The sequence below is a fragment of the Neglectibacter timonensis genome, from assembly GCF_900048895.1.
In the GTDB taxonomy this organism is placed as follows: Bacteria; Bacillota; Clostridia; order Oscillospirales; family Acutalibacteraceae; genus Acutalibacter; species Acutalibacter timonensis.
Genome location: NZ_LT160639.1, coordinates 77,276 through 97,353, shown reverse-complemented (window position 1 = coordinate 97,353; position 20,078 = coordinate 77,276). Strand labels below are relative to the sequence as shown.

The following is a 20,078-nucleotide window of genomic DNA, read 5'->3' as shown; positions in this document are numbered from 1 at the left end:
CTCCGCAGGAGCCGGCTGATCAGGACTGGCCTGGCGCCTGTCCCGAAGCCTCGCTCAGCTCGTCTTTCGTCAGTTTTTTGTAGAGGATACCGTTGTGGTATTTTCCATCCTTCCATTCGCCTGAAAACACGATTTCTCCGTTTTCGTCGAATTCTGTCCCGCTTCCGCAGCGCTTCCCATCCTTCCACATACCGGTGTAGAGAAGATTGCCTTCACGGTCGAAGGCTGTGCCGTAGCCGGTGGGAACTCCGTCCATCCATTTGCCCACAAAAACACTGCCGTCCTCTCCATTATAGGAGATGCCGACGCCCTGTTTCTTTCCATTTTCAATTCTGCCGGCATAACGCAAGCTGCCGGACCGATCAAAAAGGGAGGCAAATTTACCGGGCCGTCCCTCTTCCCAGGGAGCTACGTGCAGGGCGTGGTCAGAATTCCGAAACGAGACGCCGACGCCGTCCTTTCTGTCGTCCTTCCAAAAGCCCGCATAACAGAGGGCGCCATCCTTATAATAATAGGAACCAAAGCCGTGGCGTTTTCCGTCCATGTAGTCTCCGTCGTATGCGGTGAGACCGTTGGGCTGTTCCGTGCGGCCGCGGCCGGAAATTCTGCCGTCCAAGATGGAACCGCAGTACCCTGCTCCGGATTCCGCCGACAAAGGAGCTCCTTCTGATTCTGCCTCCAGATATTCTTCTTCAGTGACCGGGACTGCTGCCGTCTGTTCTGCTTCTTTGAAGGCAGCGGCGGATTTTTCGCTTTCCATCCTGCCGGCGTTGTCCTTTGATTCTGCGGCCTTATGGGCGGCGTCCAGAATTTCCCGGTCTTCCGGAGCTTCCGGGAGACGGGCACGCTCTGATTCTGAAGATTTTTCAGGTTGCTGCGGCTTCTGTGCTGCGAAGCTATGGGCGGCTTCCAAAATTTCTGAAGCGTCCGGCTCTGCTTTTTCTGTGCAGTTTGACTTCGGATTCTCGGGCTCTGGAGAATGCTCACGGGCTGCCGCTGCGCGTAGCTGCGCCGTCTCGTCCTGCAGCAATTCCGCTTCCGGCGCGGCGGCCACAGCCGTTTCCTCGGGTGGACGGATGCGGGCGTATTCTTCCAGGCTTGTGAAAGCGATCTCGCTTTCAGGTTCTTCCTGGCTTTCACCGGTGAGGGAACCGTCTTTGACCTCCCAGGCAGGCATCAGCAGGATGGAACCGTTTCCGATATCCTTCAGCGCATTTTTGCGGCTGTCCGCCTCCTGTTCAGGACAGTAACAAAAATCTCCCTCTCCCGTAGAGAGGATGAGCTGCGGTTCTCCAAAGCGGGCGTTGAGCAGGCTCTGCTCCGCACTGCCCGGCAAATACGGTACGGGGTAGAGCAGGGTGGAGCGATACCTCTTTTTCTCCCGGTCGTAGTCAAACCGCTCCACGGCGTCAAAGGTATCGCAGGGCTTGAAAATGACCCGGGCGTTGGAATAATCCCTCGGCTCATAGTACTCGGATTTCAGCCAGATCTGACTTCTATCGAAAAACATGCGCCCAGTAATAATGCCCCGGAAATCCCGAAGCACCAGCATGGTTCCTCCCTTATGGTCGAAGGATTCCTCCAGAGCAACCTTTTTATTGCCTGAGGGAGCCGACTTATGGGCGGTTTTTTTCCAGTAAAAAGACCTGCGTGTAAGCTTTCCCTGCAGCTTTCCGTCGAAACCCTTGACGATTTCCCTTTGGCCCACCCGGACCGTCTTTCCGTTGCCGGTGAAGAATTTCTTTCGCGCCTCGGCAAATTCTCCGTGAAATATATCCATGCTGTCTCTGGCTGTAAAGCAGACGCAGTATACGTTGCGCGCCAGAAGGCTGGAACTCATGGCATTCGTCGTAATTGCTTCCATAACTAAAACGCTCCTATTACCCGATAAAACGACTTGATAGAAGACATTATAGCATAGTTTTCAGGCAGGAAAAACAGGTAAGGAAAAATTATCCGGCAGAATTTTTGAATTTTGCGTGTTTCCAAGAGCGAAGTCTGAGAGCGTGCCCGGAAGCCGGCTGCAGCAGGGCGTTCTGAACAAAACTTGCGGCTTTCCCCGGAACGCACTATAATAGGCAGAAAAAGGAGGAATGAATGTGCAGGAAACCTGGAATAACATCCTGAAAAAACTGGTGGATTGGGCCGGCGGATTTGCGGGGAACCTGCTGCTGGCGGCGCTGATCCTGTTGGGCGGCTGGTGGCTGGCAAAGCTGGCTGCGAAGCTGACCAAGCGCACGGCCTCCCGGGGAAAGGCTGATGCGCTGGTGGTCAGCTTTATAGGGTCTTTGGTGAAGACGTTGGTGCTGGTAGTGGCATGTATCAGCGCTGTGGCCCAGCTGGGTATCAACATCACCTCCCTGATTGCCGCCTTGGGTGCGGCGGGCCTTACAGCCAGTTTCGCGCTGCAGGGCAGCCTTTCCAATCTGGTGAGCGGGATGCAGATTATCTTTACCAAGCCTTTTAAGATGGGGGATTATTTGGCTTTTGGAACCTACGAAGGTACGGTCAAGCGCATAGAAATCCTGTCCACCACCTTGGCGACCTTTGACAACAAGGAGGTCATCATACCAAATTCCAAGATTACAGGCGATGTTGTGGTGAATTTCAATTCGAACCTCACCCGAAGGCTGGACCTGAGCTATGGGATCTCATACGGGGCGGATTTGAAAAGAGCCAAAGCGCTGCTGGCCCGCATCGCGGAGGAGGAGGAACGGGTTCTTAAGAATCCCGCTCCTGTTATAGCGGTGGGGGAACTGAAGGAGAGTTCCGTGACACTGGTGGCAAAGCTGTGGTGCAGCAGCGGCGACTACTGGAACCTGTATTATTCCATGCAGGAAAGAGTGAAGCTTGCCTTTGATAAGGAGAAAATTGCGATTCCCTTCCCGCAGCTGGATGTCCATCTGGATCATATGGAAAGGGATAGGCCGGGGTAATAATAATTGAGGATTTCCCGGTAGTCCGCTCCCTGGCGGGCCAAAAAAACAGCGCCGGCCTGGCTCATACCCACACCGTGCCCCCAGCCGCGTACCGTGAAAGTATAACTGCCGTCCGCATAGCTGATCTCGAGACAGGCGCTGCGCAGGGAAAGCATGGAGCGCAGCTCAGCCCCTGTCAAAGTGACTCCACCCAGCTGGATGCTTTTTGTATAACCGGAAGGAGATCGCTCCTGGTTTTGGAACCAATCCTCCTCCGGTCCGGAAAAATCGAAGTTTTTTTCCGCAAGCTGCCCGGCGGCATCCCTGATCTCATCAGCGCTGAAAACCGCTTCGCTGAGATACCCGTCGCAGAACGCATCCCCTGGACTGGCTACGGCTTGAAGATAGGCCAGGCCGGGCCCCCACACATTTTCTGCCGTCTCCGTATTGCCGGCAGAGATTGCGAAATAAGTGGCGCAGGCGGTGCGGCCGTTTATCATGAGCTGCTGCCCGCAGACATCTTCCGCAATGGCTTCTAAAACAGCATAGTATTCTTCAAAATTTTCTCCCCAGCGTTCTTGCATGGCCTCTTTTGGAACGTACACCAGCCAGCTTTCGCTGTCACAGGCAAAGTCGGCGCCATTCACCTTTTCGCCGGATGCCCGCTTGTAGCTGTAGAGCGTATAGATGGCGACAGCCTGCGCTTTGAGCGCCTCCTCCGGCGCTGATAAGTCCATTTCACAGGCTAGGGCTGAGACGAGAAACTCCTGTTCAGATACCTTGAGCAGCTGTTTTGTCCCGGCATCATAGACGGTAAAGAAAGAATTTTTGGACGCTGTGCTGCTGACAGGAGCGGGCAGGCGTCTCCCGTCTAAAAATGCAGGTGAACTGTTTTCCGGAGAGGGGGAATCTTGCGGAGCCCTGGAGTAGGGTTCCGGTTCCGAAGCGGAGGCCTCCCGGTTTGTCTTGGTAGAGGCATCTGAGCTGCCCATCTGCCCGATTGCGTACACAGCCGTAGGGATCAGACTGTATGCAGTATACAGAACCAGAAAGGAAAGCAGCAGACGTTTGAAATGGGTGCCCCTAGTTTTGTTTGACATGTGATCAATCTCCTTTTACATGATTTGTTTTTGAATTATGCATGTATCTCGGGATTTTTATTATGATATTGAATTTTTAGGGAGAGAAATGAAAGTCAATGTAATTTAAATTGCAAAACGGGTTGACTTGTTGAATGGATTGCAGTAAAATCAATCTACATTTTTTTCTTTTAAAATTTTTAGAAAGCGTATGGAACCAGAACGTTCTGACTCGTTTTGCGGGCGGAGGGGGCCGGTTAGAAAATTATTGGTGAAAGGCGGGGGTGCATTATGCAGCGGCTCAACAATGAGAGCAGCACCAGTACGACGATTCAGGAGTTGTGTGAGGAGTATCGTGCGCACAACATGATTACAAAGGAAGAGTATGAACAGAACCGGGTAAAGCGCGGCCTGCGCAATGCGGACGGCACCGGCGTAATGGCGGGGCTGACCCATGTGTGCAATGTGCATGGGTATCTGATTGCGGATGGCGATAAAATACCGGATGAAGGAAAGCTTACGTACCGCGGCATCAGCGTATCCGATATTGTGGCAGGCTGTGAAAAGGAAGACAGGTTTGGCTTCGAAGAAGTAGTCTGGCTGCTCATTTTCGGCAAGCTGCCCAATCGCAGACAGTTTGACCGTATTTGCGGCCTGCTGTATGACAACCGGGAACTGCCGGAATATTTCCCCGAGGATCTGATTATCAAGACGCCTTCCAAGGATGTTATGAACAAGCTGGCCCGTTCCGTACTGGGTCTCTATTCTTATGACGACGATCCGGACGATCTCTCTCTCGAAAATAACATGCGGCAAAGCATTTCCCTGATCGCCCGGCTTCCAGCCATCATGTCCTATGCTTATCAGGTAAAGCGCCGTCATTTTGATAAGGAAAGCATGTTCTTTCACCCCTTTGAACAGGGCCACTGTACAGCCGAAGCTATTTTGAACGCTTTGCGCCCTGATCGGAAGTTTACGAAGGAAGAAGCTCGGCTTCTCGATCTTTGTATGGTACTCCATGCAGAGCACGGCGGCGGCAACAATTCCACCTTTACCACCCGGGTGCTCACCTCTGCGGGGACCGATATTTATTCGGCCATAGGCGCGGCTATCGGTTCACTGAAGGGCTTCAAGCATGGCGGCGCAAACCATCGGGTCCGCATGATGATGGACGATGTAATGGAGCACGTGAAGGATTGGAAGGATGAAGACGAGGTGGGCCGTTACCTGGAAAAAATCCTGAAAGGGGAGGCGGCGGACCACAGCGGCCTGATTTATGGGTTGGGCCACGCGATCTATACGCTGTCAGACCCCAGGGCGGTTATCCTGAAATCCAAGGCCAAGGGCTTGGCGGAGGAAAAAGGATTCGGCGACAAGCTTGCCTTGTACGAGTTGGTGGAAAGGCTGTCTCCAGAGGCGTTCCAGCGGGTCACCGGAAACTCCAAGGTCATCAGTGCCAATGTGGATTTCTATTCGGGATTGATCTATGAGATGTTGGGTATCCCGGAGGAGCTGTTTACCCCGATGTTTGCAGTCTCCCGTATCGCGGGCTGGTGTGCGCATCGTATCGAGGAATTGACCACCGGCGGCCGTATTATGCGTCCGGCTTATCGGGCGCTGCCCCAGAACCAGCGTTATGTTCCGCTGAGCCAGCGTTGATTTGAAAGTTTGACGGGTTTGCCGCTCCAAGGGCTTGTTTCCCTTCGGGCGGCTTTTCTATGCATGTCTTTCTCCCTTGGAAAAAACTATTGGAAAGCGGACCGATTTATGCTATAATCTCTTTTATCCGAAAAAAATAATATTCCTTCGGGATTTCATAGACAAGGAATGGATGGTATGAATGTTGGCAACGCATTAAAGGTCACCTGTGTGGGTTTTGCAGGCGGAGTGCTTCTGCGAGTGGTGCAGATGTTGTTTTTTTATGATTATGAAACCGGCTTCTATACGGACAATGGCCTTATGGCCTGGATTTGTCTGGGCTTTGTGGTGATTTCGAGCCTTCTCGCCTGCGTGATGTGCTTCAGATCCCGCCGGTATTTCGGGCCCTATGTGCCCCGAAAAAATACGGCGCTGGGGGTGGTTTCCGTGTTGTCGGGCGCGGCGCTTTTGGCCTCTTCAGTACTCCAGTTCCTGGATTATATGAACTACCAGAAAACGGGCGCCTCCGCCTATGATTCCACCAAGCGCGGTGCGATCCATGTGGCTTTCATTGTTGCATGCCTGCTGTTTGGGGTAATACAGTTCTATGTGTCTCTGGGGTTTTTCCAGGGGAAAAATAATCTGGCCCGCGTGCCTCTGCTCTATCTGGCCGCCGTCGTCTGGGGTGTGGCCTATCTGGTGCTGGTCTATGTGTTCTATGCCAAATCTTCCTCCTTTGTGGAGAACTTTTTTGCTGTGATCGGCGGCGCATCTACCCTTCTGGCGCTGTTTTATCTGTGCAAGTTATTGGCTGGTGTGGATGAAGAAGGCGCGGCTAAACGTCTTTTTGTTGCAGGGATTTGCGCGGTGATTTTCACGGTTACCTATTCCTTTGCAAATTTGGCTCTGTTGCTTTTGGGAAAGAGTTACTCCGGAGAAATTCCTGCTATGACGCAGCTCTCTAGTTTGGGGGTGGCCTTTTTCTTGTTGGTATTTCTGGTCACGTTCCGGAAGTACAGCCTGCGCCGTACTCCAAAAAGCGGACCGCAGCGCATCGCTGGCCGGGAGCGTGAGGTCTCTTCCGGACAAAAGGCAGGAGAAGAGAAGAAGTCCCGGGGAGGACGGAGATTCCGCCCTAATTGAAAAGATTTGCCGAAAGTAAAAACTTTCCGCCTTGTTAGTGGGCGGGAAGTTTTTTTATTCCATAAAATTATTATTGACATATGTTCATAATCGCTGTATGATAATGCAAGCTTTTAAAGCGAGGTGAGGTTTGTTGGCAAGGCCAAATAAGTGCCGTAACATCTGTTCGATGCCCCAAGTGACGGAGTTCGTGCCCGCGGGGGGGAGTGAGAGCTGCGTTGTTTTGGGAGTGGATGCGTTTGAGGTCATCCGGCTGTTGGACTATAAAAAATTTACGCAGGAACAGTGTGCTGCGCGTATGAATATTTCCCGGACTACGGTGACGCGGATCTATGAGGATGCCCGTCGGAAGATCGCGGAAGCCATGGTTTTTGGCAGGCGTATCGTCATCGAAGGGGGCGACGTAATGGTCTGCCGGCAGATGAAGCCGGAATGTAAAAATGAGATAAACTGCTGTCATAGGCAAAGGGAAAAGGTGGAATGAAGAGCATGAAGGTACTGATACTGGGAGGGGTGGCCGCCGGAACCAAAGCGGCAGCCAAGCTGAAGCGGGAGGATAGAAGCGCACAGGTGACATTGATCACCAAGAGCGCAGATATCTCCTATGCCGGCTGCGGGCTGCCCTATTATGTGGGCGGCGTTATCGAAGAGAGGGGCGACCTCATTGTTAACACCCCGGAAAAATATGCAGCGTTGACCGGTGTGACCGTATATACGCTCAGGGAAGCCGTCGCGCTGGACAGTGAAGCTAAAACGGTGACGGCAAAAAATCTGGAGACCGGGGAAGATGAAGTCTATGACTATGATTCTTTGGTGATTGCCACGGGCGCTTCCGCGTCGGTGCCGCCGGTAGAAGGGGTAGAGCTGTCTGGCGTATTCACCATGCGTACCCCGGATGACGCCATCGGTATGCGGGCATATTTGGAAGAGAAAAATGTGAAACGGGCTGTCGTGGTAGGCGGCGGCTTTATTGGCCTTGAGGTGGCGGAAAACCTGAAGGACCGCGGGATTTCGGTGACGGTGATCGATTTTGCTTCTCAGCTTCTCCCCAACGTGCTGGACCCGGAAATGGCAGGTTATGTCAAGCGGCATCTGCAGAAAAATGGGATCCGGGTAATTACCGGCACCAAGGCTGAGGCAATTTTGGGTGATAATCAAGTTTCCGATGTACGTACCTCAGCGGGGACACTACCCTGTGAGATAGTGGTGCTTTCTGCAGGTATCCGTCCCAATACCGGCTTTTTGGCAGAAACCGGTTTGGAAATGTTTAAAGGAACGATCCTTACAGACGGAGGCCTTCGCACAAACCTGCCGGACATCTATGCGGTGGGCGACTGCGCGATGGTGAAAAACCGGCTTACCGGTGCGCCGCAGTGGTCCCCCATGGGCTCATCCGCCAATATGGAGGGACGAACCCTAGCTCAGACTCTGGCGGGGAAGGAAAAGTGCTATCCCGGCGTTCTGGGAACGGGCGTTGTCAAACTGCCCGGCCTCAACTGCGGCAGGACTGGCCTGACGGAAGCCGCTGCACGGGAAGCGGGCTTTGATGTGGAGACCGTGGTAGCGGTTACAGATGATAAGGCTCACTATTATCCCGGGTCAGATTACTTCATCACAAAGCTGATCGCGGACAAAAAAACCCGCAGGCTGTTGGGTGCGCAGGTGTTGGGTACCGGAGCTGTGGATAAGATGACCGATATCGCAGTGCTGGGAATTTCCATGGGCGCTGTTCTGGAGGACTTTGACAATATGGATTTTGCCTATGCGCCTCCGTTTTCCACGGCAATCCATCCCTTCGTACAGGCGGTTTACATCCTGGAAAACAAGCTCGGCGGCGATCTCATCAGTATGACGCCGGCAGAATACGCGGCGGGCAAGGCAGAGGGATACCGCGTGATTGACGTTGGACAGGAGCCGTCCATCCGCGGCGCTCTTCATGTGGATCTGGGTAAGGTGAACGGTCCTATAGAGGGTTTGGATAAGGAGGATAAGCTGCTGCTGGTCTGCAACAGAGGGAAAAGGGCATATTTTCTGCAGAACCGCCTGCGCTATTTTGGCTACACCAATACAGTAGTATTGGAAGGCGCTTCCTACTTTAATGAAGTGCGGGTAGGGGCGCCTGGCGCAGCGGTTTCTCCGGAAGAGATCACACGCGTCAAAGGTTTGGGCTTCCTCTTTGACAAGCGTACACAGGATCGCTTCAATGCCCGTGTGATCACGCGCAACGGCAAGGTCACTGCAGAGGAAAACCGTGCCATCACAGAGGCGGCCGAGCTTTACGGCACAGGAGAAATCGCCATGACCTCCCGGCTCACTGTCGAGATTCAGGGTGTTCCCTATGACAATGTGGAGCCGCTTCGGGAACATCTGGCGAAAGCCGGCCTGGAAACCGGCGGCACCGGTTCCAAGGTACGTCCTGTGGTTTCCTGCAAGGGTACAACCTGCCAGTATGGCCTTATTGATACCTTTGAGCTTTCTGAAGAGATTCACGAACGCTTTTACCGCGGCTATCACAATGTGATGCTGCCGCATAAATTTAAGATTGCGGTGGGCGGCTGTCCCAATAACTGTGTGAAACCGGATCTGAACGATTTAGGCGTCGTCGGCCAGCGAGTTCCGGAATTGGAAGCGGAAAACTGCCGCGGCTGCAAAGTGTGTCAGGTGGAGAATGCCTGTCCCATCAAGGTGGCAAAAATGGTAGACGGGAAGCTGGTAATTGATCAGGCCCAATGCAATCATTGCGGCAGATGCGTGGGCAAATGTCCCTTCAATGCACTGATGAATTATACAGACGGCTATCGTGTGTATATCGGCGGTCGCTGGGGGAAGAAGGTAGCCCACGGAAGATATCTGGACCGGGTGTTCACCAGCAAGGAAGAAGTCCTCGATGTGATTGAAAAGGCGATCTTGTTGTTCAGAGAGCAGGGGATTACAGGTGAGCGTTTTGCAGATACCATTGACCGTCTGGGTTTTGAAGCGGTGCAGGAGCAGCTTTTGAGCGACGGACTGCTGCAACGTAAATCGGAGAATCTTTCGGCACAGAAGCACCTGAAGGGCGGAGCTACCTGCTGAGAGGTAAAATTTTCTCTGATTGATTTGTATGTGTAAGGCAAAAAGCGCAGGCAGAAGTTTCTGCCTGCGTTTCTTTTGCTGAAAGAGAAGGGGAGAGATTATACTTCGATACTCTGTCAAAAAATAGAGAAACAGAATGGTTGAAATCATAAAAAATTGTGATATGATAAGGCGTAGTTCTATAGGCAGCATAGATCTGCCAGTGAATTCGGCAGTTTCACTTAGAAAGGGCTTTTTTATGGAGAAAAAACCTACGGTTGGGATTGTTTCCCTGTATGATGAAATCAAGGAGAGCTATTGGATGCTGCCCGGCTATGTGGAGGGTGTGGATGAGGCTGGCGGAATCCCCGTGATTTTGCCTCTCTCACAGCAAGGCGACGCATTGGCCTATTATGCTGAAGCTTTTGACGGTTTTCTGTTCCCCGGCGGCCACGATCTGAACCCTGTATTTTATGGGGAAGAGCGGCGGGAGACCTGCGGCACGCTCTGCCCGGAGCGCGATGAGATGGAACGCAGACTGTTTCCTCTGGTGCTTGCAACGAAAAAACCTATGCTGGGGATCTGCCGGGGTGTGCAGCTGTTCAATGTCATGCTGGGCGGGACGCTTTATCAGGACATTCCCACAGAATGTCCCAGCGGTGTGGAGCACCATGAAACGCCGCCGTACGACAAGGCGGCCCACACAGTCTGTCTGGCACAGGATACCCCGCTGTTCCTTGCGGTCGGGGAGGAGCAGATTCACGTAAACAGTTATCATCACCAGGGGATTAAAGCTTTGGGAAAAGGCCTGTGTGAGGCTGCTGCCGCGCCTGACGGGCTGACGGAAGCAGTGTACCTGCCGGAGCATCCTTTCTGCCTGGCAGTGCAGTGGCATCCTGAGTTTTCCTATAAAACGGATGAAAACAGCCGGAAGATTTTTCGGGCGTTTGTAGCGGCCTGCAAAAACAGGTTTTGATCTCCGGCCTATGCGCCGGATGCCTTAAGAAAGGTGTTTCCGGGCAAAAAAGCATGCACAGTTTTAAAATCGGAGGAGAGGTATCGATGCTGAAAGAGATCAATATGAGGCCGCTGACGGCCAGAGAGCTGAAGCCGGAAGGTTGGCTCAGGGAGCAGTTGGAAATCCAGGCCCGCGGTTTGTCGGGCCATCTGGACCAGATCTGGCCGGATGTGCGCGACAGCGCCTGGCTGGGCGGCGATAGGGACGGCTGGGAACGGCTGCCCTACTGGCTGGATGGATTTGTCCCTCTGGCTTACCTTTTGGAGGATGCAGACCTGAAAGCACGGGCGGACCGTTATATTTCGGCCATTCTTTCCCGGCAGGAGGAGGATGGCTGGATCTGCCCCTGTAAACCGGAGGAGAGAGGCGCCTATGATGTATGGACGGTGTTCCTGATTGCCAAGGTGCTGACGCTGTATGCGGATTGTGCCGGGGATGCGGACAGGAAAGTGCAGAATGCGGTCTGGCGCGTACTGAAAAGCCTGGATCGTCATTTGGATCACAACACACTGTTCGATTGGGCGTCCAGCCGCTGGTTTGAATGTTTGATTCCCATTTTTTGGCTTTATGAGCGTACTGGGGAGGAGTGGCTTCTGGATCTTGCCCAAAAGCTGGAGGCGGAGGGCGTAAATTATGAGCTGCTGTTCCGGGATTTTCGGGCGAAGCAGCCGGAACGGCGCTGGACCTATCTCACCCATGTGGTAAACCTGGCCATGAGCCTGAAGCAGGGAGCTCTGAAATCCCGGCTGCACGGCGGCGATCCGGAAGCTTATGCGGAAACGGCGTTGGAAACCCTGCGGCGATACCACAGTATGGCAGTGGATCATTTTACCGGGGACGAATGCCTTTCCGGCGACAGTCCCATTCAGGGGACTGAGCTGTGCGGTGTTGTGGAAACCATGTATTCCTATGAAACCCTCCTTTCCGTCAGCGGAGGAGCAAAATGGGGAGACCGGCTGGAGCGTTTGGCTTTCAACGCACTGCCCGCCACGCTAAGTGAGGATATGTGGACCCATCAATACCTGCAGATGACGAACCAGCCGGAGTGCAGTATCCTTCCAGAGGACCATGTGGTTTTCCGCACCAACAGTGGAGAGTCCCACCTTTTCGGCCTGGAACCCCATTTCGGCTGCTGTACCTCCAATTTCAGCCAGGGATGGCCCAAGCTGGCGCTTTCTGCCTTTCAAAGAACGGAAAAAGGGCTTGCCTCCGCGGTTTTGGTTCCCTGCCGGGCCGAAACGGAGATTGGAGGCGTTCCGGTCTCCTGCAGGCTGGAAACCGAATATCCTTTCCATGGAAAACTGAAATATACCGTCGAGACGGCGCGGCCTGTGGAATTCACCCTGGCCGTCAGGATTCCCGGTTTTGCAGTTTCCGCAGCAGTTGATGGCAACCCTGTATCAACGGGCGGGTTTACAGAACTGCACCGCTGCTGGGAAGGAGTGCAGACTGTGGAGGTGGAGTTTTCTTTTGCCTGCTGCCTCACCCCGCGGCCCAGGGGGATGGCGTGCCTGTGGCGCGGTCCGCTGCTCTACAGCCTGCCGGTAAAGGAACGCTGGGAGAAGCGGGAATATGTGCGGGACGGAGTGGAAAGAAAGTTTCCCTACTGCGATTATGAAATTTTTGCGGAGTCGCCATGGAACTACGGATTTGCCGGGGAAAATTTTTTACCAGAGGAGCATGGCGTTGGGGAAATTCCATTTTCCCATGACCATCCGCCCATTACCATACAAGCGGAGCTCTGTCAGGTGAACTGGCCTTTTGAGCACGGCGTATGCGCGATTGAGCCGGAACGGATGCCCTTGGCGCTTCCGGAACAGCTGGAGCTGATCCCCTATGGCTGCACAAGCCTGCGGATGACGGAACTGCCAGTGCTGTTTGTTTGAGGCTGCCGCCTGTTTTTGCACTGTCTACAAAATGATATCGATATGCGCCTTGCCGCCGGGTAAGGCGGGAAGCGGCGTCTGGCGTCCATACCTTTAGGCCTCGGTAGGTATGGACTGCCGGACGTTTTTCCGTGTGGGGACAAGCAGCGCGCACGGCAGGAAATGTGAAAAGGAGAAAACACGTAAAGTGACGCAAAAAAATTCTTTTTTCAGCTATGTTTTTTTCAATGTGGCAGGAATGCTAGGCCTTTCCTGCTATATTTTGGCGGATACCTTTTTTGTGTCCGCCGCACTGGGAACGGAAGGCCTGGCCGCCTTGAATCTGGCCATCTCGGTCTACAGTTTCCTCAGCGGGGCGGGCCTGCTCTTGGGGATCGGCGGGGCCAGCAGGTATGCGGTTTTATATGCAAGGGGAGACCGGGAGGAGGGAAACCGGGCTTTCAGCGGGACGTTTCTTCTGGGCCTTCTGTGTGCGGCAGTGTTTCTGCTGGCCGGCATTTTTGGTGCAGAGCAGTTGGGAAGCCTTCTGGGTGCTGAAGGACAGGTTTTGAAAATGACAGCGGCCTATCTGCGCATCATTCTCTGCTTTTCTCCCTGTTTCCTGCTCAACAACATTCTGTTGGCATTTGTCCGCAATGACGGCGGCCACCGGCTGGCCATGGCGGCCATGCTTGCCGGAAGCTTTTCCAATATCCTGCTGGATTATCTCTTCTTGTTTCCGCTTTCGCTGGGGATGTCCGGTGCTGCCTTTGCCACAGGATTGGCGCCGGTGATCAGTATGGGCCTGCTGTCCTTGCATTTGATCAGAAAAAGGAACGGTTTTCACCTCCGCCGCTGCCGGCTCACGGGAAGCATGGCAGTATGGCTGTGCGCGCCTGGGCTTTCCTCTCTGGTAACGGAGCTGGCTTCCGGCGTGACACTGTTGGTTTTCAACCTGCTGCTGCTCCGCCTTGTAGGGAATGTGGGAGTGGCGGCCTATGGAGTGACGGCCAATCTGGCACTGGTCGCCACAGCTGTATTTACTGGAATTTCCCAGGGAATACAGCCTCTGATAAGCCATGCTTATGGACAGAGGGACCGCAGAGCGGAAGGGCTGGTTCGGAATAAGGCCCTGGTCCTGGCACTTGGCCTGTCAGTTCTGCTGTTTTTGGCAGTGCTTCTGTGGGCGCCCGAATTGACGGCGATTTTTAACAGGGATGGAGACCGGCAGCTTGCCCTTTTGGCCGGACGGAGCATGCGGCTGTATTTTGCCGGATTTTTGCCGGCCGGGTTCAATATTGTGAGCGCGGCATATCTCAGCTCATCGGGACGGGAACGCGGCGGTTTTGCGATATCCCTTGTGCGGGGCTTTGCAGCTCTTTTGCCGCTGGTGCTGGCGCTTTCGACCCTTCTGGGACCGGATGGTATCTGGCTGAGTTTTCCGGCAGCGGAGCTGTGCGCAGCTGTTCTCACAGCTTTCCTGCTGTTTCGCCGGGAGCCCCCTCGTCAGAATAGGAAGAGCGGCCGCAATAGGAAAAAAGCTCGGACTGCTTGAAGTCTCTTCCCGACCTACAGGCGGAAAAGAAATCTGTTGCTGTAAAAGAGGGATTCGACATGCGGCCATCAGCGTGATATAATGATTTAAAGTCCTGTGAGTTATGGGAGAATCGCCGGTGCACTGCCAAGATAGGCTATGAAAAATGGGGGGACTGCAATGCCGCTGCATTATGAAGGGAAAAAGAAATTGCTGGTTCTGTTTGGCTCGCCCAACGGTCAGGGATGTACAAGGAAATTGTTGGACAGTTTCCTTGTACGTTTCCGGGAAAACAATTCCTGGGAGATAACGGAGATCAATGCCTATGAGGAGAATGTACATCCCTGTACAGGCTGCAAATCCTGTGCGAAAAAGGAAGGCTGTGTGTTCGATGATTTTGACCGGATTGACAAGGAGCTGAGAGCCAGCGACCTGCTGGTGGTGGCTTCCCCTGTTTATAACTGCTCTTTTCCTTCTCCCTTGAAGGCTGTGCTGGACCGGACGCAAAGATATTTTGAGGCGCGTTTTTCTCTGGGGATCAGACCGCCTATCAAAAAACACAGGGAAGCTGTGCTGCTTCTGACCATGGGTTCCCAGGAGGATTTTGCGGTGGAGGTGACCACGTATCAGCTTTCCCGTGCTTTCACTGTGATGAACACAGAGCTTGCCGGCTGCGCCGTCTGGGACGCTACCGATCTGGGCGAACAGAAAAAGGGGGAAGCGCAACAAAAAGCCCAAGGAATCGCTCTTGAAATCCTCTCCCGGATGTGATATCATTTTTGGAAGAAAAAATAGACCATAAGGCGGTTTTAGTATGTCAGGACATTCAAAATGGAACAATATCAAACGGAAAAAGGAAAAGGCGGACGGCGCTAAGGCCAAAGTTTTTACCAAAATCGGCCGTGAACTGGCTGTGGCGGTAAAAGAGGGCGGCAGTGCGGATCCCGCAGCAAATTCCCGCCTGCGCGACTGCATCGCCAAGGCAAAAGCTGCCAATGTTCCCAATGACAACATCGAGCGTATTATCAAAAAAGCTGCGGGCGAGGGAAACGCCAACAGCTTTGAGGATGTCACCTACGAGGGATATGGACCTTCCGGTGTGGCTGTCATTGTGGAAGCCCTTACCGATAACCGCAACCGCACAGCGGCTGATGTGCGCCATGCTTTCGACAAGTTTGGAGGCAATTTGGGAACCACTGGATGCGTATCCTTTATGTTCAACAAAAAAGGCGTAATTGTGGTGGAACGGGAAGGTTTGGATGAGGATACCGTAATGAGCGACGCGCTGGAAGCAGGAGCGTCCGATTTCGCTGCGGACGGCGATGTGTTTGAAATTTCTACCGATCCTGCCGATTTCAGCGGCGTGCGGGAGGATTTGGAAAGCAAGGGCTATACCTTTGTCTCTGCCGAGGTGGAGATGGTGCCGGATACCTATACCAAGATTGAGGATCCTGAAGTGGTCATCAAAATGCAGAAGATGCTGGATCTGCTGGAGGATAACGACGACGTACAGAATGTCTGGCACAACTGGGATGAGCCCGAAGAGGACGAGGAAGAATAAAGTTTGCGGGCCTTTCCGGTGCAGAAGTGCTGGAAAGGCCTTTCTTTGAGAAAGAGAGGTTTTCCTATGAGACACCTGATTGATCCTCTGGATTTTTCCAGAGCGGAGACGGACCGCCTGCTCTCTTTGGCGGAGGACATCATCGGATCCCCGGCGGATTACACGCACCGATGTGATGGGAGGATTCTGGCAACGCTGTTTTATGAGCCCAGCACCCGCACCAGGCTGAGCTTTGAATCGGCAATGATGCGCCTGGGCGGGAAGGTGCTGGGATTTGCTTCGGCGGAGAGCAGCTCTGCCTCCAAAGGAGAGAGCGTGGCAGACACCATCCGGATGATCTCCGGTTACGCCGATATAGCGGCTATGCGGCATTTTAAAGAGGGCGCGCCCTATGTGGCCTCCCGATATGCCAGGATCCCTGTGATCAACGCGGGGGACGGGGGACATCAGCACCCTACCCAAACCTTAACCGATCTGCTCACAATCCGCCGGAAAAAGGGGAAGATCAGCGGCGTGACCATCGGCCTCTGCGGCGATCTGAAGTTCGGCAGGACGGTACACTCGCTGATTAAATCTCTGGTGCGGTATGAAGATGTGAAATTTATCTTTATCTCCCCGGAGGAACTGCATGTTCCCGGGTATATCGTGGAAGAAGTGGTGAAACCATCCGGACATTTTTACCGGGAAGTCCGGGCGATGGAGGAGGTCATGCCCGAGCTGGATATTCTCTATATGACCAGAGTGCAAAGAGAACGCTTCTTCAATGAAGAAGACTATGTGCGCCTGAAGGATTCCTATATCCTGACTCCGGAAAAGCTCTCCCTGGGGAAAAAAGATTTGGCCGTGATGCATCCGCTGCCCCGTGTGAATGAAATAGCCGCCGAGGTGGATGAAGATCCCCGTGCGGTATATTTTGAACAGGCCAGAAACGGTGTTTTTGTCCGGATGGCCCTGATTCTGGCTTTGTTGGGACTGGAATCGGACGTCTTAGAGAAGGGAGAATAACCATGCTCAACATCGACAGTATAGAAAATGGAATCGTAATCGACCATATCACTGCAGGGCGCGGAATGCGGGTTTATGAGCTGCTGGAACTGGATAAGCTGGATACCTGTGTAGCCATCATAAAAAATGCCAAGAGCAATAAATTCGGCAGGAAGGATATCATCAAAATCGAAGGCGTATTGAATATCGATCTGGATGTGCTGGGTTTCATCGACAACAACGCGACGGTGTGTACGATTTTAAACGGAAGGCTGGTGGAAAAGAAGAAGCCTACGCTCCCGGAAAAATTGGTCAATATCGTCTCTTGCAAAAACCCCCGCTGCATTACCAGCATTGAGGATGTGGATCAGGTTTTTTATCTCTGCGATGAGAAAGCCCACCGTTATCGCTGTAAATACTGCGAACAGGAGTATAAGAAATAAAAGAGTCCAGGGACGCACGGGCCTTTTCCTGGGAGAAAGCAAATATAGGCAGGCTTTCCCATGCATGTTTCCCGCCCAAAAGGCAATTTGACGCCAGAATGACTCCTTCACGAATAAAAAAGTTCTGTACTGCTGAGTATTATGCGCCAGAGGACGTTGCAATTGGGAGGAGAGGCTAAGATATGAGTGTATATGAAGAAGGCATCAAATTGATCGACGAGATGTTTGGGAACGGAAAAGACAACCTTATTGCCCTTGCGACGGTTGCACGGGAATTGAGTGCGGACGGGAAACCCCGTCCGGTGGTCCGTTGTGTAGATGCCTATTACGAAGACTGCACATTTTATGTTGTTACATATGCAAAGTCAAATAAAATGCTGCAGATTGAAAAAAATGCTGAAGTTTCCATAGCATTTTGTTCGGAAATGTTCACTGCCAATGGGACTGCTGAAAACTTGGGTTGGGTACTGGATTCCAAGAATTCTGGCATAAGAACCAAGCTGCGTTCAGCTTTTGCCGACTGGTATGAAATGGCAAACAATGAAAACGATAAAGACTGTTGTATTTTGGCAATTCACCTCATAAGAGGAACTTTAAATATAAACCATTGGGAAAAGTTATATCACCTGGATTTTGTGAATAAAACGGATATGGAATCTGGGGGGATATTTTAAAAGTAGGAAACAGGGCCTTGAATATGGTAGTTTCCTTCTGTTTCCATTTATTACAGAAAAGGAAGGGATGTTCATTTGGAGATAAAGCTTGTTTTGCCTGAAGAGTCCCAGGCAGAAGAACTGGCTGGGCAGCGAAATGATCCGGAGGTCACCCGTTACACTGGAGACGCCAAGTATCCGTATACGGCAGAGGATGCGCTGGAGGATATCAGGAGCTTTCTGAAGGAGGAGAATAAATCCCGGGTTACACGTACGGTTTTGGTGGATGGACGTCCTGCGGGCTGCGTCTACTTCTATCTTCCATGGCGGGGGCAAAAATCTGTGGAGTTGGGATACTGGCTTGGGAAACAGTATTGGGGCCGGGGGATCGCCACCCATGCTGCGAGGGAATTGTGTGATTTCGCTTTCCGTACCCTGGACATCAACCGTATCTGCGCCAGCGCCCTGGAGGTCAACGTGGGTTCCTGGCGCGTGATGGAAAAGCTTGGGATGCGCCGGGAGGGGAAGTTCGTCAAAGCAATCTATCTGGACGGCACGTTTTATGACGATCTCTATTATGCTGTGCTTCGGGAAGAATATTGCCTGAAAGAAACTGAGGCAGAAAAAAACCTCCCAAACTAGGAGAAAGGGTACCGCGGGCCACTGACTTTTGTTGTGCGGGCCCGTCTGAAAGGGATAAGAGCGTATGAAGAAGGATAAAAAAGCGGGGCAGTCAGGCGGATGTTCCGGACAAAGGGCTGTTGGGAGAAAGCCTCGAAGTGTGCCTCCCAGCGCGGGATTCAAAGGAGGAAAAAAAGTATCGGCAGGGAAGCTGCTGCTGGCACTTGTCACATTTTGCAACCTTCTGCTCTCCTTGCTGCTTGCCGTCCTGAATCGTCAGGAAGTGATCAGAGCGGTGCGGCGGGAGGAAAAGGTGGAGGTGCTGCTTTCCTCTCAAAAGGAGACAAAAACCTGAATTTTTCCTTGACTTCCCCTTGTTTGCTATGGTATGATGTGTAAGCCGCTTATTGTGGGTTATAGGAGAGCTATGCCCTCTTGCAAAAGCGGGCTGCCGTATTGAAAGCGGCAGGCCCACCCATTGTAGCGAGACTATAGAAAAGGCAGGCAAAAGAATGTTTGCAGTTATTGAAACAGGCGGAAAGCAGTACAAGGTACAGTATGGCGATGTGATCTATGTTGAAAAGCTGGACGCTGCCGACAATGATACCGTGGAATTCCCCGTGGTGGCAGTGTTTGGAGAAGAGGGTACAAAGGTTGGAACCCCCTATGTGGACGGCGCCGTGGTAACCGGTAAGGTGGTAAAGAGCGGCAAGGCCAAGAAGATCACAGTTTTCACTTATAAGCCCAAAAAGAACGTGAAGCGCAAGATGGGCCACAGACAGCCCTATACCAAGGTGCAGATCGAGGCTGTCAAGGCCTAAAGTATGATTTGTGTCGAGTTTTTGGCTCAGCCGGACGGCCGGGTGATGGGCTTTCGTGTGGAAGGCCATTCCGGTTATGCAGAGGAAGGGGCAGACATAGTTTGCGCTGCGGTTTCTTCAGCGGCGTATCTCATCGTCAATTCAGTCACTGAGGTGCGCGGCGTTTCTCCCTTGTGTCTTCGGGCAGAGGAAGGAGACATGCTTTTCCGGATCGAGCCGAAGGATGAACCGGTCTGCCGTGATTTTTTTGCGGGGCTACGGCTTCATCTGACGGGACTTGAGGAACAATACCCAGAGTACCTCGAAGTCAGCTATTTGGAAGTGTAATTTGAATTTGCGGAAAGGAAGATACTGTCATGCTTAAAATCAATATTCAGCTTTTTGCTCATAAAAAAGGTATGGGTTCCACAAAGAACGGCCGCGATTCCGAGTCCAAGCGCCTCGGTGTAAAGCGTGCTGACGGCCAGTTTGTGCTGGCTGGCAACATTCTTGTCAAGCAGCGCGGTACCAAAATTCATCCCGGCGCCAATGTAGGCCGCGGCTCTGATGACACTCTGTTTGCTCTGGTGGACGGCAAGGTGAAATTTGAGCGTCTGGGCGCAGACCGGAAAAAGGTCAGTGTTTATGCCATTGAGCAGTAATCTGTGAAATTTGGGAATACTACTGTAATCCCGGAATATGCAGAACCCAAAAGCTTCTTCGGGCAATGTCTGAAGAAGCTTTTTTCGTGGTAGACGGATAAGGAAAAA

Annotated in this window: 20 protein-coding genes; 18 read left to right on the top strand and 2 right to left on the bottom strand. The window is 52.7% G+C overall.

The features are described 5' to 3' along the window. Positions 1–19: 19 nt before the first annotated feature. Positions 20–1,864 (bottom strand): hypothetical protein, encoded by a 1,845-nt coding sequence (locus BN3911_RS05620; protein ID WP_066862551.1) that lies wholly within the window; start codon positions 1,862–1,864, stop codon positions 20–22. 235 nt (positions 1,865–2,099) lie between these two features. On the opposite strand from BN3911_RS05620, the gene BN3911_RS05615 reads away from it, so the two are divergent. Continuing rightward, positions 2,100–2,936 (top strand): mechanosensitive ion channel family protein, encoded by an 837-nt coding sequence (locus BN3911_RS05615; protein ID WP_187127688.1) that lies wholly within the window; start codon positions 2,100–2,102, stop codon positions 2,934–2,936. On the opposite strand, the gene BN3911_RS05610 is transcribed toward BN3911_RS05615, so the two are convergent. Then, positions 2,909–4,018, bottom strand: a complete 1,110-nt coding sequence (locus BN3911_RS05610) for a SpoIID/LytB domain-containing protein (protein WP_066862546.1) — start codon at positions 4,016–4,018, stop codon at positions 2,909–2,911. The two genes, BN3911_RS05615 and BN3911_RS05610, sit on opposite strands and share 28 nt — an antisense overlap. Before the next feature lie 270 nt (positions 4,019–4,288). Between BN3911_RS05610 and BN3911_RS05605 the strand changes: the two genes are divergently transcribed. The 17 genes from BN3911_RS05605 (at position 4,289) to rpmA (ending at position 19,970) form a co-directional block, all read left to right on the top strand. Next, a complete protein-coding gene (locus tag BN3911_RS05605; protein ID WP_066862543.1) occupies positions 4,289–5,656 on the top strand; it encodes a citrate synthase in 1,368 nt (455 codons plus the stop codon). 177 nt (positions 5,657–5,833) lie between these two features. Continuing rightward, a complete protein-coding gene (locus tag BN3911_RS05600) occupies positions 5,834–6,778 on the top strand; it encodes a hypothetical protein (RefSeq protein WP_066862540.1) in 945 nt (314 codons plus the stop codon). 133 nt (positions 6,779–6,911) lie between these two features. Beyond that, positions 6,912–7,262 carry a DUF134 domain-containing protein gene (locus tag BN3911_RS05595; RefSeq protein ID WP_066862537.1) on the top strand — a complete coding sequence of 117 codons (351 nt, stop codon included), beginning with the start codon at positions 6,912–6,914 and terminating at the stop codon, positions 7,260–7,262. Between the two features lie 5 nt (positions 7,263–7,267). Beyond that, positions 7,268–9,850, top strand: a complete 2,583-nt coding sequence (locus BN3911_RS05590; protein WP_066864197.1) for an FAD-dependent oxidoreductase — start codon at positions 7,268–7,270, stop codon at positions 9,848–9,850. Positions 9,851–10,088: 238 nt separating this feature from the next. Further along, positions 10,089–10,805, top strand: a complete 717-nt coding sequence (locus BN3911_RS05585) for a gamma-glutamyl-gamma-aminobutyrate hydrolase family protein (protein ID WP_066862534.1) — start codon at positions 10,089–10,091, stop codon at positions 10,803–10,805. 86 nt (positions 10,806–10,891) lie between these two features. Continuing rightward, positions 10,892–12,733 carry a beta-L-arabinofuranosidase domain-containing protein gene (locus tag BN3911_RS05580; RefSeq protein WP_066864195.1) on the top strand — a complete coding sequence of 614 codons (1,842 nt, stop codon included), beginning with the start codon at positions 10,892–10,894 and terminating at the stop codon, positions 12,731–12,733. A gap of 187 nt (positions 12,734–12,920) precedes the next feature. Next, positions 12,921–14,267, top strand: coding sequence for an MATE family efflux transporter (locus BN3911_RS05575; protein ID WP_066864192.1), 1,347 nt, complete (start codon positions 12,921–12,923; stop codon positions 14,265–14,267). 159 nt (positions 14,268–14,426) lie between these two features. Beyond that, on the top strand, positions 14,427–15,017 hold the full coding sequence (locus tag BN3911_RS05570; RefSeq protein ID WP_066862531.1) for a flavodoxin family protein: 591 nt from the start codon (positions 14,427–14,429) through the stop codon (positions 15,015–15,017). Positions 15,018–15,060: 43 nt separating this feature from the next. Beyond that, positions 15,061–15,807 (top strand): YebC/PmpR family DNA-binding transcriptional regulator, encoded by a 747-nt coding sequence (locus BN3911_RS05565; protein WP_066862528.1) that lies wholly within the window; start codon positions 15,061–15,063, stop codon positions 15,805–15,807. Positions 15,808–15,873: 66 nt separating this feature from the next. Then, positions 15,874–16,812 carry an aspartate carbamoyltransferase gene (pyrB, locus tag BN3911_RS05560; protein ID WP_066862525.1) on the top strand — a complete coding sequence of 313 codons (939 nt, stop codon included), beginning with the start codon at positions 15,874–15,876 and terminating at the stop codon, positions 16,810–16,812. A 2-nt stretch (positions 16,813–16,814) separates the two neighbouring features. Next, a complete protein-coding gene (locus BN3911_RS05555; protein WP_066862522.1) occupies positions 16,815–17,234 on the top strand; it encodes an aspartate carbamoyltransferase regulatory subunit in 420 nt (139 codons plus the stop codon). 182 nt (positions 17,235–17,416) lie between these two features. Beyond that, positions 17,417–17,908: a pyridoxamine 5'-phosphate oxidase family protein gene (locus tag BN3911_RS05550; protein ID WP_066862519.1), complete on the top strand. Its 492-nt coding sequence runs from the start codon at positions 17,417–17,419 to the stop codon at positions 17,906–17,908. Positions 17,909–17,983: 75 nt separating this feature from the next. Beyond that, positions 17,984–18,529: a GNAT family N-acetyltransferase gene (locus BN3911_RS05545; RefSeq protein WP_066862516.1), complete on the top strand. Its 546-nt coding sequence runs from the start codon at positions 17,984–17,986 to the stop codon at positions 18,527–18,529. Positions 18,530–18,593: 64 nt separating this feature from the next. Beyond that, positions 18,594–18,863: a hypothetical protein gene (locus BN3911_RS05540; protein ID WP_066862513.1), complete on the top strand. Its 270-nt coding sequence runs from the start codon at positions 18,594–18,596 to the stop codon at positions 18,861–18,863. A 157-nt stretch (positions 18,864–19,020) separates the two neighbouring features. After that, positions 19,021–19,329 carry a 50S ribosomal protein L21 gene (gene rplU, locus BN3911_RS05535; protein ID WP_066862510.1) on the top strand — a complete coding sequence of 103 codons (309 nt, stop codon included), beginning with the start codon at positions 19,021–19,023 and terminating at the stop codon, positions 19,327–19,329. Positions 19,330–19,332: 3 nt separating this feature from the next. Continuing rightward, positions 19,333–19,656, top strand: coding sequence for a ribosomal-processing cysteine protease Prp (locus tag BN3911_RS05530; protein ID WP_066862507.1), 324 nt, complete (start codon positions 19,333–19,335; stop codon positions 19,654–19,656). A gap of 29 nt (positions 19,657–19,685) precedes the next feature. Continuing rightward, positions 19,686–19,970, top strand: coding sequence for a 50S ribosomal protein L27 (gene rpmA, locus BN3911_RS05525; RefSeq protein WP_066862503.1), 285 nt, complete (start codon positions 19,686–19,688; stop codon positions 19,968–19,970). The last annotated feature ends 108 nt before the right edge of the window (positions 19,971–20,078 follow it).

Bases quoted from the DNA above. Each gene is read 5' to 3' on its own strand.
- BN3911_RS05620 (WP_066862551.1), bottom strand. From the start codon at position 1,864: ATGGAAGCAATTACGACGAATGCCATGAGTTCCAGCCTTCTGGCGCGC.
- BN3911_RS05610 (WP_066862546.1), bottom strand. From the start codon at position 4,018: ATGTCAAACAAAACTAGGGGCACCCATTTCAAACGTCTGCTGCTTTCC.
- BN3911_RS05605 (WP_066862543.1), top strand. From the start codon at position 4,289: ATGCAGCGGCTCAACAATGAGAGCAGCACCAGTACGACGATTCAGGAG.
- BN3911_RS05600 (WP_066862540.1), top strand. From the start codon at position 5,834: ATGAATGTTGGCAACGCATTAAAGGTCACCTGTGTGGGTTTTGCAGGC.
- BN3911_RS05590 (WP_066864197.1), top strand. From the start codon at position 7,268: ATGAAGGTACTGATACTGGGAGGGGTGGCCGCCGGAACCAAAGCGGCA.
- BN3911_RS05585 (WP_066862534.1), top strand. From the start codon at position 10,089: ATGGAGAAAAAACCTACGGTTGGGATTGTTTCCCTGTATGATGAAATC.
- BN3911_RS05580 (WP_066864195.1), top strand. From the start codon at position 10,892: ATGCTGAAAGAGATCAATATGAGGCCGCTGACGGCCAGAGAGCTGAAG.
- BN3911_RS05570 (WP_066862531.1), top strand. From the start codon at position 14,427: ATGCCGCTGCATTATGAAGGGAAAAAGAAATTGCTGGTTCTGTTTGGC.
- BN3911_RS05565 (WP_066862528.1), top strand. From the start codon at position 15,061: ATGTCAGGACATTCAAAATGGAACAATATCAAACGGAAAAAGGAAAAG.
- pyrB (WP_066862525.1), top strand. From the start codon at position 15,874: ATGAGACACCTGATTGATCCTCTGGATTTTTCCAGAGCGGAGACGGAC.
- BN3911_RS05555 (WP_066862522.1), top strand. From the start codon at position 16,815: ATGCTCAACATCGACAGTATAGAAAATGGAATCGTAATCGACCATATC.
- BN3911_RS05550 (WP_066862519.1), top strand. From the start codon at position 17,417: ATGAGTGTATATGAAGAAGGCATCAAATTGATCGACGAGATGTTTGGG.
- BN3911_RS05540 (WP_066862513.1), top strand. From the start codon at position 18,594: ATGAAGAAGGATAAAAAAGCGGGGCAGTCAGGCGGATGTTCCGGACAA.
- rplU (WP_066862510.1), top strand. From the start codon at position 19,021: ATGTTTGCAGTTATTGAAACAGGCGGAAAGCAGTACAAGGTACAGTAT.
- BN3911_RS05530 (WP_066862507.1), top strand. From the start codon at position 19,333: ATGATTTGTGTCGAGTTTTTGGCTCAGCCGGACGGCCGGGTGATGGGC.
- rpmA (WP_066862503.1), top strand. From the start codon at position 19,686: ATGCTTAAAATCAATATTCAGCTTTTTGCTCATAAAAAAGGTATGGGT.